At 65.4% G+C, this 13,838-nt stretch carries 10 protein-coding genes; 3 read left to right on the top strand and 7 right to left on the bottom strand.

Translation table 11 applies throughout. From position 1 onward, the window contains the following. The first annotated feature begins 6 nt into the window (after positions 1–6). From GM676_RS02315 to GM676_RS02305, 3 genes are read left to right on the top strand one after another with little or no spacing between them, the layout of a single operon-like run. Positions 7–1,041, top strand: coding sequence for a glycosyltransferase family 4 protein (locus GM676_RS02315; RefSeq protein WP_170304195.1), 1,035 nt, complete (start codon positions 7–9; stop codon positions 1,039–1,041). Beyond that, positions 1,031–2,449: an MBOAT family O-acyltransferase gene (locus GM676_RS02310; RefSeq protein WP_155461752.1), complete on the top strand. Its 1,419-nt coding sequence runs from the start codon at positions 1,031–1,033 to the stop codon at positions 2,447–2,449. The genes GM676_RS02315 and GM676_RS02310 overlap by 11 nt, the downstream gene beginning before the upstream one ends. Before the next feature lie 2 nt (positions 2,450–2,451). After that, positions 2,452–3,609: a hypothetical protein gene (locus GM676_RS02305; protein WP_155461751.1), complete on the top strand. Its 1,158-nt coding sequence runs from the start codon at positions 2,452–2,454 to the stop codon at positions 3,607–3,609. Here GM676_RS02305 and GM676_RS02300 read toward each other — a convergent pair. Genes GM676_RS02300 through GM676_RS02270 form a run of 7 tightly spaced genes read right to left on the bottom strand, consistent with a single transcriptional unit; the run spans position 3,593 to position 13,833 of the window. After that, positions 3,593–4,333 carry a class I SAM-dependent methyltransferase gene (locus tag GM676_RS02300; protein WP_155461750.1) on the bottom strand — a complete coding sequence of 247 codons (741 nt, stop codon included), beginning with the start codon at positions 4,331–4,333 and terminating at the stop codon, positions 3,593–3,595. The two genes, GM676_RS02305 and GM676_RS02300, sit on opposite strands and share 17 nt — an antisense overlap. Continuing rightward, positions 4,324–6,759 (bottom strand): glycosyltransferase, encoded by a 2,436-nt coding sequence (locus tag GM676_RS02295; protein ID WP_155461749.1) that lies wholly within the window; start codon positions 6,757–6,759, stop codon positions 4,324–4,326. The genes GM676_RS02300 and GM676_RS02295 overlap by 10 nt, the downstream gene beginning before the upstream one ends. Beyond that, positions 6,756–7,964, bottom strand: coding sequence for a TIGR04063 family PEP-CTERM/XrtA system glycosyltransferase (locus GM676_RS02290; RefSeq protein WP_155461931.1), 1,209 nt, complete (start codon positions 7,962–7,964; stop codon positions 6,756–6,758). Before GM676_RS02290 ends, GM676_RS02295 begins: the two co-directional genes overlap by 4 nt. Then, positions 7,964–9,889 carry an XrtA/PEP-CTERM system amidotransferase gene (locus GM676_RS02285; protein ID WP_155461748.1) on the bottom strand — a complete coding sequence of 642 codons (1,926 nt, stop codon included), beginning with the start codon at positions 9,887–9,889 and terminating at the stop codon, positions 7,964–7,966. Before GM676_RS02285 ends, GM676_RS02290 begins: the two co-directional genes overlap by 1 nt. A gap of 2 nt (positions 9,890–9,891) precedes the next feature. Next, positions 9,892–11,052 (bottom strand): TIGR03088 family PEP-CTERM/XrtA system glycosyltransferase, encoded by a 1,161-nt coding sequence (locus GM676_RS02280; protein WP_155461747.1) that lies wholly within the window; start codon positions 11,050–11,052, stop codon positions 9,892–9,894. Next, complete coding sequence (xrtA, locus tag GM676_RS02275) at positions 11,039–12,607, bottom strand: exosortase A (RefSeq protein WP_155461746.1); 1,569 nt, start codon at positions 12,605–12,607, stop codon at positions 11,039–11,041. The genes GM676_RS02280 and xrtA overlap by 14 nt, the downstream gene beginning before the upstream one ends. Continuing rightward, positions 12,604–13,833 carry a TIGR03087 family PEP-CTERM/XrtA system glycosyltransferase gene (locus GM676_RS02270; RefSeq protein ID WP_155461745.1) on the bottom strand — a complete coding sequence of 410 codons (1,230 nt, stop codon included), beginning with the start codon at positions 13,831–13,833 and terminating at the stop codon, positions 12,604–12,606. The genes xrtA and GM676_RS02270 overlap by 4 nt, the downstream gene beginning before the upstream one ends. Positions 13,834–13,838 lie beyond the last annotated feature (5 nt).

Genomic DNA, 13,838 nt, shown 5'->3' with positions numbered 1-13,838 from the left:
GCGGTTATGCGTGTTGGCATCTTGTCCTATCCCATGTTGTTCCAGCGCGAAGGTGGCTTGCAGGTGCAGGTGCGTTCGACCATTGAAGCGCTGCGCCAGTTGCCGCTCGACGTGGCTTTGGTCGATCCCAACCGCGAGCGGCTGGATAGTTTCGACGTGATTCACGTCTTTTCGGCAATCAATGGCAATTACCGGGTGGTGGAGCTGGCGCAGGAAATGGGCGTGCCGGTCGTATTGTCGGCCTTGCTGTCGCCGGGATGGAACCGCCACACGGCACTGCGGGCGCGCATTGCCGAGCGGCTGACCGGCCGGCTGACACAGTGGAGCGTGCAGACCAGCTACGCGCAGACCAAACGCGCGCTGCAACTGGCGCAGTTGGTGGTGGCGCTGGGGCCGGCTGAGCAGACGGCGCTGATCGAAGGCTTCAAGGTCGATCCCAGCCGCATTCGTTTGCTGCCAAATGGCGTGGGCGAGCATTTTTTCCGCGCGGAGGGGTATCTGTTCCGCAGCCGCACCGGCATTGCAGGGCCATTTGTTTTGATGGTGGGATCGATTTCTCCGTACAAAAATCAGCTGGGACTGGTGCGAGCGCTGGCCAGGCTGGACTTGCCGGTGGTGCTGGCCGGACAGGCACAACGCCAGCATCAGGACTATTTGCAGCAGGTGCTGCAATCCCCCAGGGTGCATTGGCTGGGCCAGTTGGATCATCGCGATCCGCTGCTGGTAAGCGCCTATGCGGCGGCTTCGGTGCTGGCCTTGCCGAGCCAGGGCGAAGTCTATCCCTTGTGCGTGCTGGAGGCGTTGGCTGCCGGCACGCCGGTGGTGATGACGGACGAGAGCGCCCTCAGCCTGCCGGGCAGCGACTTCGCCCTGAAACAGCTGCGCTGGAACGACACCGCTGCCCTGTGCCGGGAGATCCAGCAGTTCGTCGCCGCGCCGCCCAGGCGGCAGGAGGTGACGGCGCTGGTGCAGGCTTTTACCTGGCAGCGCGTGGCGCTGCGGATCGCTGACTGTTATCGGGAGCTGGCCGATGCTGTTTAACTCGTTCAGCTTCCTGTTCCTGTATCTGCCGGTGGTGCTGACCGGCTACTTCGCGCTGCTGCGTTGGCAGCCGCGCTGGACCGCGGGCTGGCTGGCACTGGCTTCGCTGTTTTTCTACGGTTATTGGGACGCGCGTTACCTGCCTTTGCTGCTGGGCTCGATCTTGTTCAACTTCTGGTGCGCGCAGCACCGGCGCTGGCTGCTGGTTGGCGTGGCGGCTGATCTGGCATTGCTGGGCTATTTCAAGTATGCCAATTTCTTCATCGACAGCATTGGTCTGCACGGGTATGGCTGGGCGATTGTCCTTCCGGTGGGGATTTCATTTTTTACCTTCACCCAGATCGCCTATCTGGTCGATTGCTATCGTGGCGGCGCCGGCGAATACCGGCTGGTGCAGTACACCTTGTTTGTCAGCTATTTCCCGCACCTGATCGCCGGCCCGGTGCTGCATCACAAGGAAATGATGCCGCAGTTTGACCGCCCGACGCGCTTCGATGTGGCCGATATCGGCATCGGCCTGTCGATTTTTGTGGTCGGGCTGGCCAAGAAAGTGCTGCTGGCCGATCCAATTTCCGTGCTGGTGGGGCCGGTGTTCGCGCCGCACGCGCAGCCGCAGCTGGTGGAGGCGTGGATCGGTACGCTGGCCTACACTTACCAGCTATATTTTGACTTTTCCGGCTACTCCGACATGGCGATCGGGCTGTCGCGGCTGTTTGGCGTGCACCTGCCGCTGAATTTCACCTCCCCGTACAAGGCCGCGAATATCAGCGAGTTCTGGCGGCGCTGGCACATGACGCTGTCGCGCTTTCTGCGGGACTACCTGTACGTCCCTTTGGGCGGCAACCGGCATGGTCCGCTGCAACGCTACCGCAATCTGCTGCTGACGATGCTGCTGGGTGGCTTGTGGCACGGCGCGGGCTGGACCTTCGTGGTATGGGGCGCGCTGCATGGCGTGTATCTGGTGCTGCATCACGCCTGGCAAGCGCTGCGGCCGGGACGGGCGCCGCGCTGGTGGGGGCACTGGCTGACGATGCTGGCGGTGATGCTGGCGTGGGTCGTGTTCCGTGCGCCGGATCTCGCCACGGCCGGCGAGGTGATGCAAGGACTGGCGGGGACCAACGGCGTGTCCTTGCCACGCGGTGCGGCGCCCTGGGCTGGTATGTTGTCGGCCTTGGGCTGGCACGCCAGCTTTGACGGCATCCGGTGGATCGATTTCAGCGGTCCGGCGGTGCCGGCGCTGTTGCTGGCGATGCTGCTGGCGTTCACGGCGCCGAATACACAGGAAATCTTCAGCCAGCCACTGCGCTGGACACCGGCAAAATGGCGCGGCACGGCGATGGCGCTGCTGTTTCTGGGCTGCCTGTTCAATATGAACCGAGTCAGCGAATTTCTCTATTTCCAATTCTGACCATGGACACTCAAGCCGAATGGCGCAGCTACGTCTTACTTTTTTGCGGCGTCAGCCTGCTGGTGACGGGCGCCGTGGGTACGCTCAATTATCAGGTCGATCCGTACCTGACGCATCAGTGGGACACGCCACACTTGCAGCGCCTGCTGCCGGGGCGGGAAAAGCTCAGCCCGTGGGGCAAGACCTACGCGCTGGCGCACTTGCGGCCACAGGTGCTGTATGTCGGCAATTCGCGCACCGAACTGGGACTGCCGGTGCAAACAGACTGGTTCGGCGGACGGCGCGTGTTCAATGCCGCGCTGTCGGGCGCCTCGCTGGGCGATGCGGCGGCGATGGTGCGGCATGCTGCCGCTGTCAGCCGGCTGGAGACTGTGGTCTGGGGCATCGACGCGCCATCGTTTTCCATGGAAATCGGCAATACCGACTTTGACCGCGATCTGGTGGCGGCGGATGGTTTTTATTTGTGGCGGCGCTGGCTCATCAACCTCAAGCGCGCGCTGAGTGTGGACATGACGCTGGATTCCATCCGTGTGCTGCGTGGCACGTTCGGACGGGTGTGCCAGTCCAGCCTGGCCCTGCTTGGCCAGCGCGACGGTCGTTGCGTGCGCGACCGGATCGACAGTCTCGGCGGCACCAGCGCCGCCATCCTGCCGCGCGTGGCCGATTTTGCGCGCGGCGGCGGGCCGACGCCGGATGCCATGCAGGAGCTGGAGCGCAGCGTCGCGGCGTTGTGCCGCGACGGCACGCAATTGCGGCTGTACGTGAATCCCACCCACGCCATGACCAGCGACGCGCTGTACTGGAAAGGCAAGTGGCCGGCGTTGGAATCATGGCAGGGCCGGTTGACGGCGCTGGCCGACCATCATCGGCGACAAGGGTGCGATGTGCGGTTGTTTGATTTTTCCGGTTTTAACAGCGTGACGACGGAAGCGCCGCCGCAGGTCAGCGGCCAGCCGGATATGACGAATTACTGGGAAACCTCGCACTACCGCGTGAATGTCGGCGCGATGATACTTGCCCGTATTTTCGGGCAGAAGGATTTTGGTGTGGAGCTGACGCCAGCCTCGCTGGCCGGGCATCAGGCCGCGCAGCGCGAAGCGCGCGAGCGGTATCATCGTGAACATGCCGCCGAGACCGCCATGGTCAGATCGGTTTTGTAAGCACGGCGCAGCCTTTTTCGCAGGTGCGCGTGGCATGGACCAGCGCCGGATATTCGCGCTGCCAGCGCTGCACGACGGCGGTTTCATCGCTGCGGGCGGCGTCATCGAGAAAGACGCTTGCTCCGGCGCTCAGACGTGGGAACAACAGGGGGCCGGCGGGATAGCGCGCCATGCTGCCGGTGGCTTGGGGCGGACCGTCGATTACCAGCAGGTCGATGCTCAGGCCGTCGGGCAAATCATCCGTGCCATACCAGGACCAGGCGTCGCCGCCCAGTGTGTGCTCCTGTAGCGGCGCCTCCAGGACCTCCGCCCAGTCCTGCAAGCCGTGATGCCGCAGTTGTGCGCGCGTTTGCGCGGCGTAATGGGGATCGTGTTCCAGACTCAGCACTCGGCCAGCGCCGTTCAGCTGCATGCAGCGCGCCAGCACCAGCGTTGAGGCACCGCTGCTGCATTCCACCACGCTCAGCGGCCGCGCGGTGCGTGCGTGGCGGGCCAGTTCCAGCAGAAAATCCGGCGACGCCGCCCAGCCACGTGTCGGCGGCAGGCTGGTTTTCAGGTCGAGCTCGGCGTACAGGCCTTGCAACGCTTCCAGTTGGCGGAACAGGTCGGCGTTGTCTTGCCGCGACTGGTCGCGCAGTTCAAACAGCAGCAGATGGGCGCGGCGCAGCTTGTGCAGGGTGTAAGCCAGCAGCAAGATGGTCAGGGTGCTGAGGATTAAGGGCATGAGGGCGCTCCCACTTTGCTGATGACGTAGCGATGTTTGCCGGAAGCCTCGGCCGGAATGACCGATACTTCTTCGATCACAATTTCCACCGACTCGCCGAGGCGCGCACGGAACTGGGTGACGATGCTGAGCCGCAGCGAGGGTGGCAGGCCGTCAACGCTCACCAGCAGCACACGCGTGCAGTCGAGGCTTTCCTGGATAATCTTGAAGGCGCGCACTTGCGGCAAGTCGCGCAGGATGTAGATCAGGGCCAAGCCGTGCATGACGGTGCCATCGCGGGCTACGACGAAATCGCTGGTGCGGCCTGCAACCCGTTGCAGCAGCGGCAGGCCGCGTCCGCACGGGCAGGGACGCGGATCGAGCGCGCCGACGTCGCCGGTGGCGTAGCGGATCAGCGGGAAATCACGGCTGGCCAGGTGGGTGATGACGATGGCGCCGTCCTGGCCGGGCGCGACCGGCTGGCCTTGCGCATCGAGAATCTCGACGATGATGTCTTCGGCCGTGATGTGCATGCCGCCCTCCGGGCATTCATGCGCGATGAAACCGGCGTCGCGGCCGCCGTAGCCGTTGGCGACCGGCGCGTTGAAAGCTTCGGTCAGCGTGGCGCGCTGTTCTTCATACAGGCGCTCGGCGGTGACGAACACCACACGCACGCCAAGCCGGTCCAGCGCGACCCCTCGCTGCCTGGCATGTTGCGCGAGCAGGCTCATCACTGACGGATAGCCGAACAGCATGGCCGGGCGCTGCTTTTGCAGGCGGGTGAGATATTCGTCCAGCCTTGCCGGGGACAGGTCGAAGGCAGGCAGCAGATCGCTACGCATCAGCCGGTCGCGGCGCGCGCGCCACAGGTCCTGGGCGTGTAGCTCAATGGGGGAGCCCCACATCACCGCCTCGCGGTCGCCAATGTCGACGCCCCACCAGCGCGTTGCGCGCCACTTGGCGGCCACGTCGTGGCTGATGCGCTGCTTGCCAAGGTAGAAAATCAGCGGTTCACCGCTGGAACCGCCGGTGGTCAAGCGCTTGAGCTCGCCCGCATCGTCCGCAATGAAGTCGTCGCGGTTGTCGTTGATGTGAGTCTTGCGCAGCACGGGCAGGCAGCGCAGGTCGCGCACATCGTGCACACGGGTGGCGTCGAAGCCGATACGGGCAAACATCTGGCGATAATAAGGCACATGTTCCGAGGCATTTAGCAACAGGGCCCGCAGGCGTTCGACTTGCAGGCCTTCGATGTGTTCAAGCGGCCACCACTGGCTGGCCTCCATCGGCCCCAGCAATGCCGCGCTGTCGTGGCGCTTGAAGCGTTCGTGCAACGGAAACAATAGGCTGGACACCAGCGCCGTATAGCCAGAACGCGGCGGACGCCGGAGCACGCGCCGATATTGGGCCTGCAATAGCGGCGCAACCCGTTGCCAGCTGTAGCGTTGCGCGCTTTGCCAGCCTGCCGTTGCCAATCGTTGCGCCTCCGGTGCGCTGGTCAGCAGGCGCAACATGGCGGCCGCCATGGCCTCGGCATCGCCGGGTGGCACCAGCAGACCATCCACGCCGTCGCGGATCAGATCCGGCACGCCACCGACATTGGTGCTAACCACCGGCACACCGCTGGCCCACGCCTCCAGCACGGAATTGGGCATGTTGTCGGCCAGGCTGGGATTGAGCGCGAGATCGGCCTGCCGGTAACGCGAGGCCATGGCGGCGCGATCAGCCTTGCCGGCAAAATGCACGGCGGTTTGCAGTTGCAGGCTGAGCGCCAGCATGCGCAAGCGTGGCAGTTCCGGGCCTTCGCCGCAGATGATCAGCCGGGCGTTTGGCAGGCGCTGACGTAGCAGCGCGAAGGCGTGCAGGGCAGTAGCGTGGTCGTAAAGCGGCTCAAGATGGCGGGCGATCAGAATCTGCGCAGTGCCGGGCCGGCGTGGCGCCGGCCGGAAGCGTGCCAGATCGACGACGTTCGGCACGATTTGCGTGCTGATGCCGTATCCCCTGAACAGCCGCGCCAGGTAAGCGGATGGAACAATGACGGCATGCGCCCGGCGCAGGCTGAAGCACACCAGGGTGGCGCTGCGCGCCATGAAGGCTGGCGCCTCGCCGCCGCGGTAATTGAGCACCACAGCCTTGCCGCGCAGCCACCCGACCCAGATCGCCGGCGCCGCTTGCAGATGCCAGGACCAGCCGGAATTGGCCATCACGTGCAGCAGCTGCGCCCGGCCGGCGGCGCACCACAGTTGCCAGAGATAGGGCGGCAGCCTCAGCGCAGCGCGCACGCCGCGTATCTGCGCCGTCCACGCCGGCCGCCAGGGGGGATTGACCTGCACCAGTTCCACCGTGGCGCCGGCTTCGCGCAACAGTGTGGCCAGTTGCAGGGTCTGATTGGCGATGCCGCCGGCTGGGGGCGGCAACGGACCAATCAGGGCGATGCGCAGGCCTTTCATGGCACGGGCGCCAGCAGGCGCTGGTAAATGCCGGCGTAGCGGCTGACGCTGGCGCTCCAGTTGCGCTCACGCTCGACGTAGTCGCGGGCCTGGCGGCGCAGCGCCGGCCACAGCTCGGTGTGCTGCGCCAGATGGATCACCTGGCTGGCCAGCGCTTCCGCATCGCCAGCCTTGAACAGCATGCCGGTTTTGCCGTGCTCGATCATTTCGCGGTGACCGCCAACGTCGGAAGCGACGATCAGCCGGCCTTGGGCCATGGCTTCCAGCGGTTTCAGCGGCGTGACCAGTTCGGTCAGGCGCATCGGCAGGCGCGGATAGACCAGGATGTCGATCAAGCTGTAGTACTCGGCGATCTGGTCGTGCGGCGCGCGGCCGGCGAAGCGGACTTTGTCGCGCAGGCTGAGGCGTTCGACTAGTGCCCGCAGTTCCACTTCCTGCGGACCGCCGCCGACCAACAGCAATTGCAGCGTCGGCAGGGCCTGTAGCATGCGCGGCAACGCTTGCACCAGCAGCGCCAGGCCTTCATAAGCGTAGAACGAACCAATGAAGCCGATCAGCGGCTGGCCGCGCAATTCCAGCAGCCGGGCCAGCATGCGGTTGACCGGCGGCGCGGCGCGGAAGCGATGGCTGTCGACCGCGTTGGGGATGACAGTGATGTGCGAAGCCGGGATGCCGCGCGCGATGATCTCTTCGCGCAGGCCTTCGCAAATGGTGGTAACTGCGGCCACACGGCGCAGGGCGTAGGTTTCCAGCGCGCGGCTGAGCCGGTAGCGCAGGCCGCCGGGGCGGCTGGTGCCGTGATCGGCGGCGGCGTCTTCCCAGAAGGCGCGGATTTCGTACACGACAGGAATCTTCAGCGCCCGGCCCACGCGCAGAGCGGCGATCGCGTTCAGCGAAGGCGAATGTGCATGCAGCAACTGCGGCTTGGTGGTGCGGGCGATTTGCAGCATGCGCCGGCTCAGGCCGCTGATGATAGACAACTGCCCCAGCAGCGGCAAGCGCGTCCACCAGCGCCGCGCCGGCGGAGTGCGGAAGAAGTGCCAGCCGTCGATTTCCTGTTCGCCGCCGTCCGGACCGTGTTTGGCGCTGGTCAGGTGGATAGTGTGCCAGCCCATCTTGCGCTGCTGGGCCAGGATGGACAGCGTGCGAAAGGTGTAGCCGCTGTGCAGCGGCGCGGAATGATCGAGTATGTGCAGGATGCGCATCATGCCGCCTGTCGTTCTGCGCTGTGCCCGGGTTCTTTCAGCAACTGGCGCAGGAAGGATTCAAACATCATCAGCGACCACAGGGGGGCGCTGTGGTCGCGCCGGCCGCTCTGGTGCTGGTGCAGCAGTTGCTGGATATAGCCGAGATTGAACATGTCGCAGCCGGCCAGCACCGGGCTGGCGAGGCTGGCTTGCAGGCGCGCTTTTAGCGGCCCCCGGAACCAGTCGGCCAATGGCACGGAAAAGCCCATTTTCTGGCGGTACAGCAAATCGCCGGGCAGATACGGCGTCAGCGCCTGCTTGAACAGGTATTTGCCGACGCCGCCTTGCAGCTTCAGGTCCGGCGGCAGCCCGGATATCCATTCGACCAGCTTGTGATCGAGCAGCGGCACGCGCACCTCCAGCCCGTGCGCCATGCTGGCGCGGTCGACCTTGGTCAGGATGTCGCCTGGCAGGTAGGTTTTCAGGTCAAGATATTGCACTTGCGACAGCGGATCGTCGGCCGGGCACGTGGCCGCATGGCGGCGCAACACGTCGATGGCACGGTACTCGCCGAGGTCGCGCTTGAGCGAGGAACTGAAGAGTTGCTCGCGCATCTCGTCTTTCATGATGCTGACGCCGTGGAAATAGGCCGCCACCGAATCGCGCGCCAGCGCCTCCAGCGTGCTCTTGGCACGCAGTGGCCGTGGCGCCCAGTCGGCCTTGGGATAAAGCTTGCCCAGCGCGCTGAACACCGGCTTGCGCAAGCCCAACGGCAACAGCGCACGCATGCGTTCCTCGTGCAAGTGCCAACGGTAGCGGCGGTAACCGGCCAGGTTTTCGTCGCCGCCATCGCCGGACAGGGCCACCGTCACACGCTTGCGCGCGAGTTGGCAGACGCGGTAGGTGGGCAGGGCGGAGCTGTCGGCGAACGGCTCGTCGTAGAGGTTGACCAGGGTGTCGACCAGGCTGGCGTCGTGCTGTTGCACGCGCTCGGTGTGATGGCTGGTGCGATAGCGCTCGGCTACGATGTGGGCGTAGGGCGACTCGTCGAATCCGGCATCGTCGAAGGCGATGGAGCAGGTGTTGACCGGTGCATCGGAGGTTTGCGCCATCATCGCCACCACAGCGCTGGAATCCACGCCGCCGGACAGGAAGGCACCCAGCGACACTTCGGCCACCATGCGGATGCGCACGGCTTCGCGCAGGCGGGTGATCAGCTCGTCGGCCGCGTGCTCGGGACTGATGATGCTGTGCCGCTGGAACGGCACGTCCCAGTAGCGGCGTGGCTGACCCGGCGCGCTGCCGTGGCGCACCAGCAGAGTGTGGCCCGGCTCCAGTTTGCGGATCTGGCGAAACACGCTGCGCGGTTCGGGGATGTAGCCGTAGGCGAAATAGTCTTCGATGGCCAGTGGATCGAGATCGCGGCGCAGCTGGTCGTGTGCCAGCAGGGCTTTGATTTCCGAGGCGAAGATCAGATGGCCGTTGTCCAGCACGGCGTAGTGCAGGGGCTTGACGCCGAGACGGTCGCGCGCCAGGAACAGGCTGCGCTGGCGGCGGTCCCACAGCGCAAAGGCGAACATGCCGCGAAAATGCTCGACGCAACGCGTGCCCCATTGTTCCCAGGCGTGGACGATCACCTCGGTGTCGCACTGGGTACGGAAGATGTGGCCGAACTGTTGCAGTTCGCGCATCAGGGCCGGAAAGTTATAGATCTCGCCATTGTAGACCACCACCACGCTGTGGTCTTCGTTGAACAGGGGCTGCTGGCCGCCGGACAAGTCGATGATGGACAAGCGCCGGTGGCCCAGGCCGACACCCGGCTCGCGGTGCAGGCCGCGCTGGTCCGGGCCGCGGTGTTGCTGGATGTCCGTCATGCGCTGCAACAAGGCTGGATCGATGTCGGCCTGCTGGTAGAGATCAAAAATTCCGGCGATCGCGCACATGGCTATCCTTTCGATGGCTGGTGGGTAAGGCGGTCGTACACGGCCAGGTAGGCGTCGGCCATGGCGGTCATGCTGAACTCGTTCAGGACGCGGCGGCGGGCGCGCGCGCCATGCTGTGCGGCGAGGCCGGGAATGCGGTAGTAATCGGCGATGGCAGCCGCCAGCTCGGTGGGATCGTGCGGCGGCACCAGGGTGCCGGTCCAGCCGCTCTGGATCAGCTCCGGATTGCCGCCGACCGCCGTGGCCACCACCGGCAGACCGCTGGCCATGGCTTCCAGCACGGTATTGGAGGCGCCCTCGGCCAGCGAAGGCTGGACGAAAATGGTCATGGCGCGCATCAGTTGCGGGATGTCGTGGCGCACGCCGGGCAGCCAGGCCTGGGCGGCGACGCCGGACGCGTGCAGCAGTTCCAGGCAAGGCTCGCGGCAAGGGCCGTCGCCGATGATGACCAGCCGCAGCCGTTCGGGATTGAGATGGGCTTGCGCCAGCAGGTCGACAAAAGCGCGCACCAGCGTGAGGTGGTCCTTGACTTCGGCCATGCGGCCCACGCAGCCGATCACGAAGGCTTGCTCGTTGACGAAGCCCGGCGGCCCGATCGCGGCGCGCGGAGCCAGGCGGGGATGAAACTGCAAGCTGTCGACGCCATTGCAAATGTGGGTGACGCGCTGTGGACGCGCGCCGATGCTGCTCACCAGCCAATGCTCCAGCTCCTTGCTGACGGCGATGAAGTGGCCGATCAGCGGCAGCAGCAGCTTGCGCAGCAGGCGGTAGCGGCGCTTGCTGCCGTCGAGATCGTTGATGTCGCGGCCATGCTCGCCGTGGATGCGCAGGCGCACGCCGGCCGCGGCCGCCAGCAACTGCGCCTCGATCCCGGGGAGGTTGCGGGTGTGAATCAGTTGCGGCTGCAAGCGTTTGAGCGTGTGGAACAGGCGCAGGTAGTGGGCCCAGTCCTTGCCTTGCCGTTTGTTGAGGCTGACGATTTCCACGTCCGGCCGCGTGATGCGCAGACGAAAGTCGCTGGAATCTTCCAGGCAGACGATGGCGTGGCGGTAGCGCCCGGGCGGCAGGTGGTTGATCAGGTTGACCAGCCCGTTCTCCAGCCCGCCGACATCCAGCCGGTGGATCAGATGCACGATCAGCGGCGCGCTCTCAGTGTTCGACATGGCGCAGACTCCGGTCGATGGCGGGCAACATGGCGGCCAGCAAATCGTGCATGGCGGCTTCGGCTGAGGCGGGTTGTTCGTCGTAGGCGGCGGACAGGACGATTTCCGCACCGGCGTCGGCACCACCCAGCAGGCGCGACTTGGCCAGCAGTAGCTTCACGTGTTGTGGACTGACGGTTTCCACCCCAGCCTGCCGGTACCAGCGCCACACCAGCAGCTTGTAGCTGGCGGCCTGCTGCACGGACTGGCGCACGGTCAGGAGACGGCTGCCCACGCGCAGGGTGCGCCGCTCGCTGTGGACTTCTTCCCATTGCGGCATGCCGGACACCACCGTGCGCCGTACCGGCGCCAGCAGTTCCGCCCCCTCCGATTGATGGCGGTACCAGGTCAGTTGCAGCGAAACCGCACGATGGCCGTCGCGGTAGGTGTTGGAAATGCGCTGTGGTTGACCGCGATGCATAACTTGCCAGTCGCCGGGCCGCATGGCGCCGGCGCGCCATGGCGGCGGCGGCGGGCCGAGCGAGAGTTCCGGTTCGGATGACAGGTCCGCAGCGGGCGCGCGCAGAACTATGCCGGCCAGCAGCGGCCAGACTGCGCCGATGGCGACCGCCGCCGCAGCGATGCCGGCGAAGCGGCCGCCGGAGGCGCTATGGGCGGCCACGGCGCTTTGCAGCGAAGGCGGCTGAGGCGGATCGCTCCACCCGGCGCCGCACCAGAACAGCAAGGCCATCACGATGCCGAAAAATACCCAGCCGTAGACCAGATGATCGACGCCGGTGGCCAGTTTCATATCGCTCCAGTGGCCAATTAGCACCACGATGCAGGCGCGCAAGCCGTTGGCGATCACCGGCAGCACCAGCGCCACGGCGATGAAAACCAGCCGCTTGAGCGCACTCTGATAACTGACGGCGGCATACAGCATGCCCAGCGCAAGCGAAGCGATCAGGTAGCGCAAGCCGCTGCACGCGTCCGCCACCGCCCAGTTTCCGCTGGGTAGGGAGATGAAATTGTTTTCGTGGAATACGGGGATGCCACTGACCTGGAGCAACGTTACGGTGAAACGGGCGGTAAAATCGATCAGCGGCGGGATCATGACTTCGCCAAACGGCACCGCCAGTAGCGTGTAGGCCAGCGGGAAGGCGATGGCGCCGGCGAGCGCCGGTCCCAGCACGGCGACAACTGAAGTGATGCACATCAGGACCAGGCAATATTGCTGCAACACTTGTACGTTGGCGGCGGCCGACAACATCCAGAGCGCTCCCAGCGCGGTCAATGGCAATAGCGCGAGCGGCCAGGGTTGTAGCGTGACGGCCGCCAGTTGTTCACGGCGGCGCGCGATCAACCAGCCAGCCACGGGCAGGATCAGGAAACCGTGGTTGAAAGTAGGCGAGCGCCACCAGATGCTGACGATGGCACTGGTTGTAGGCAGGTAAATCAGCAGCAAGGCCAGCAGGGCCACGAACAGGGAGACGTGCGCCCAGCTTGTCGATGGCAGCGGCCGCCCAGCCGGCGATGGCGGGCGCGGCGACAGCAGCGCGGCGCGGCCGGCGTTCATGGCGTCGGCTCCATGGCAGGCGCTTGCGCTTCCACGCCGAGCACGCGTCCGAGCCGCTGCAAATTCAGGCTCCAGCGATAGTCGTCAAGAATACGCCGGCGGGCGGCGATGCTGATGCGCTGGTCCGGTGCGTGCAGTTGCTGGCAGATGGCGCTGATAAATTCCGCGCCACCCCGGGCGCAAATCACTTCTTCGCCGGCCGCCGCCTGAATGCCTTCCAGCGCCTGGGGCGAGGCAATCACGATTTTCTGCATCGCCATCGCTTCCAGCACCTTGTTCTGGATGCCGCGCGCAATGCGCAGCGGCGCGACGACCAGCGCGGCATGCTGGAGATACGGCCGCACGTCCGGCACGGTGCCGCTGACGCGCACGCCAGGCCAGCGTTGCAGCTCGCGCACTTGCGCCACCGGCCGCGAGCCGACGATGTGAAATTCCAGATCCGCGTGCTGCGTGCGCAGCGGAGGCATCACGCGCTCGGCAAACCAGCTGACGGCGTCAATATTGGGTTCGTAATCCATGGCGCCGGTGAAGACGATGGCGCGCGCGGCGCCAAACGGCGATGGATGCCCGGCGTGCGGAGAGAAATAGCCGCTGTCGACGCCGTTGCTGTAGTAATCAATCTTGTGCGCGGATTCCGGCGCGCGCTGGCGGAACAGCTCGGCCTCGGCCGGGGAAACCAGCATCACGCGGTCGAATTCGGCGGCGGCCTTGCGTTCGAAATCCAGCAACAGGCGGCCTTCGCGCCGGTACAGGGCGGAAAGCGGCCAGGGCTTGTTGTCGGCATAGCCATGCCATTTTTCGGAATCGACATCGACCAGATCCAACACTCGCCACAGCGGCCCGTGCGGCGAGCTGAACGGCACGTACTGCGCCATCGGCCCAGAGTACGCGAGACAGGCGCTGACGGGGTGTTGCGCAAGCGTCTTGCCAACCCAGCGCTGCAAACTGGCGTTGCGGAAATACGGCAGGCTGAGCGCTTCATCGCGCAGCAGGGCCGACACGCCGGACAGACGCGCCCAGTGCGGCGGCATGCGCACGAAACAGCTGCTGGCGCAATCGGCGGCCAGTTGGTCGGCGTAGCCGGCGTCTTCCTCGCTGTCGATAAAGCTGCCCAGATGCACGCGGAAATGCCGCCGCAGGTATTGCAGCGCGTGGTAAGCGCGGATCTTTTCCCCCTTGTTGGGCGGGAATGGCAGGCGATGGCAGAGGAAGAGCAAGTCGCGCATGATGG

Origin of the sequence: Duganella radicis (genome assembly GCF_009720825.1) — a bacterium.
Classification (GTDB): domain Bacteria; phylum Pseudomonadota; class Gammaproteobacteria; order Burkholderiales; family Burkholderiaceae_D; genus Rugamonas; species Rugamonas radicis.
Note: the sequence above shows the minus strand (reverse complement) of the source record. Positions and strands in the feature narration are given on the sequence as shown.

Coding starts and splice junctions, on each gene's coding strand:
- GM676_RS02315 (WP_170304195.1), top strand. CDS start 7: ATGCGTGTTGGCATCTTGTCCTATCCCATGTTGTTCCAGCGCGAAGGT.
- GM676_RS02310 (WP_155461752.1), top strand. CDS start 1,031: ATGCTGTTTAACTCGTTCAGCTTCCTGTTCCTGTATCTGCCGGTGGTG.
- GM676_RS02305 (WP_155461751.1), top strand. CDS start 2,452: ATGGACACTCAAGCCGAATGGCGCAGCTACGTCTTACTTTTTTGCGGC.
- GM676_RS02300 (WP_155461750.1), bottom strand. CDS start 4,333: ATGCCCTTAATCCTCAGCACCCTGACCATCTTGCTGCTGGCTTACACC.
- GM676_RS02295 (WP_155461749.1), bottom strand. CDS start 6,759: ATGAAAGGCCTGCGCATCGCCCTGATTGGTCCGTTGCCGCCCCCAGCC.
- GM676_RS02290 (WP_155461931.1), bottom strand. CDS start 7,964: ATGCGCATCCTGCACATACTCGATCATTCCGCGCCGCTGCACAGCGGC.
- GM676_RS02285 (WP_155461748.1), bottom strand. CDS start 9,889: ATGTGCGCGATCGCCGGAATTTTTGATCTCTACCAGCAGGCCGACATC.
- GM676_RS02280 (WP_155461747.1), bottom strand. CDS start 11,052: ATGTCGAACACTGAGAGCGCGCCGCTGATCGTGCATCTGATCCACCGG.
- xrtA (WP_155461746.1), bottom strand. CDS start 12,607: ATGAACGCCGGCCGCGCCGCGCTGCTGTCGCCGCGCCCGCCATCGCCG.
- GM676_RS02270 (WP_155461745.1), bottom strand. CDS start 13,833: ATGCGCGACTTGCTCTTCCTCTGCCATCGCCTGCCATTCCCGCCCAAC.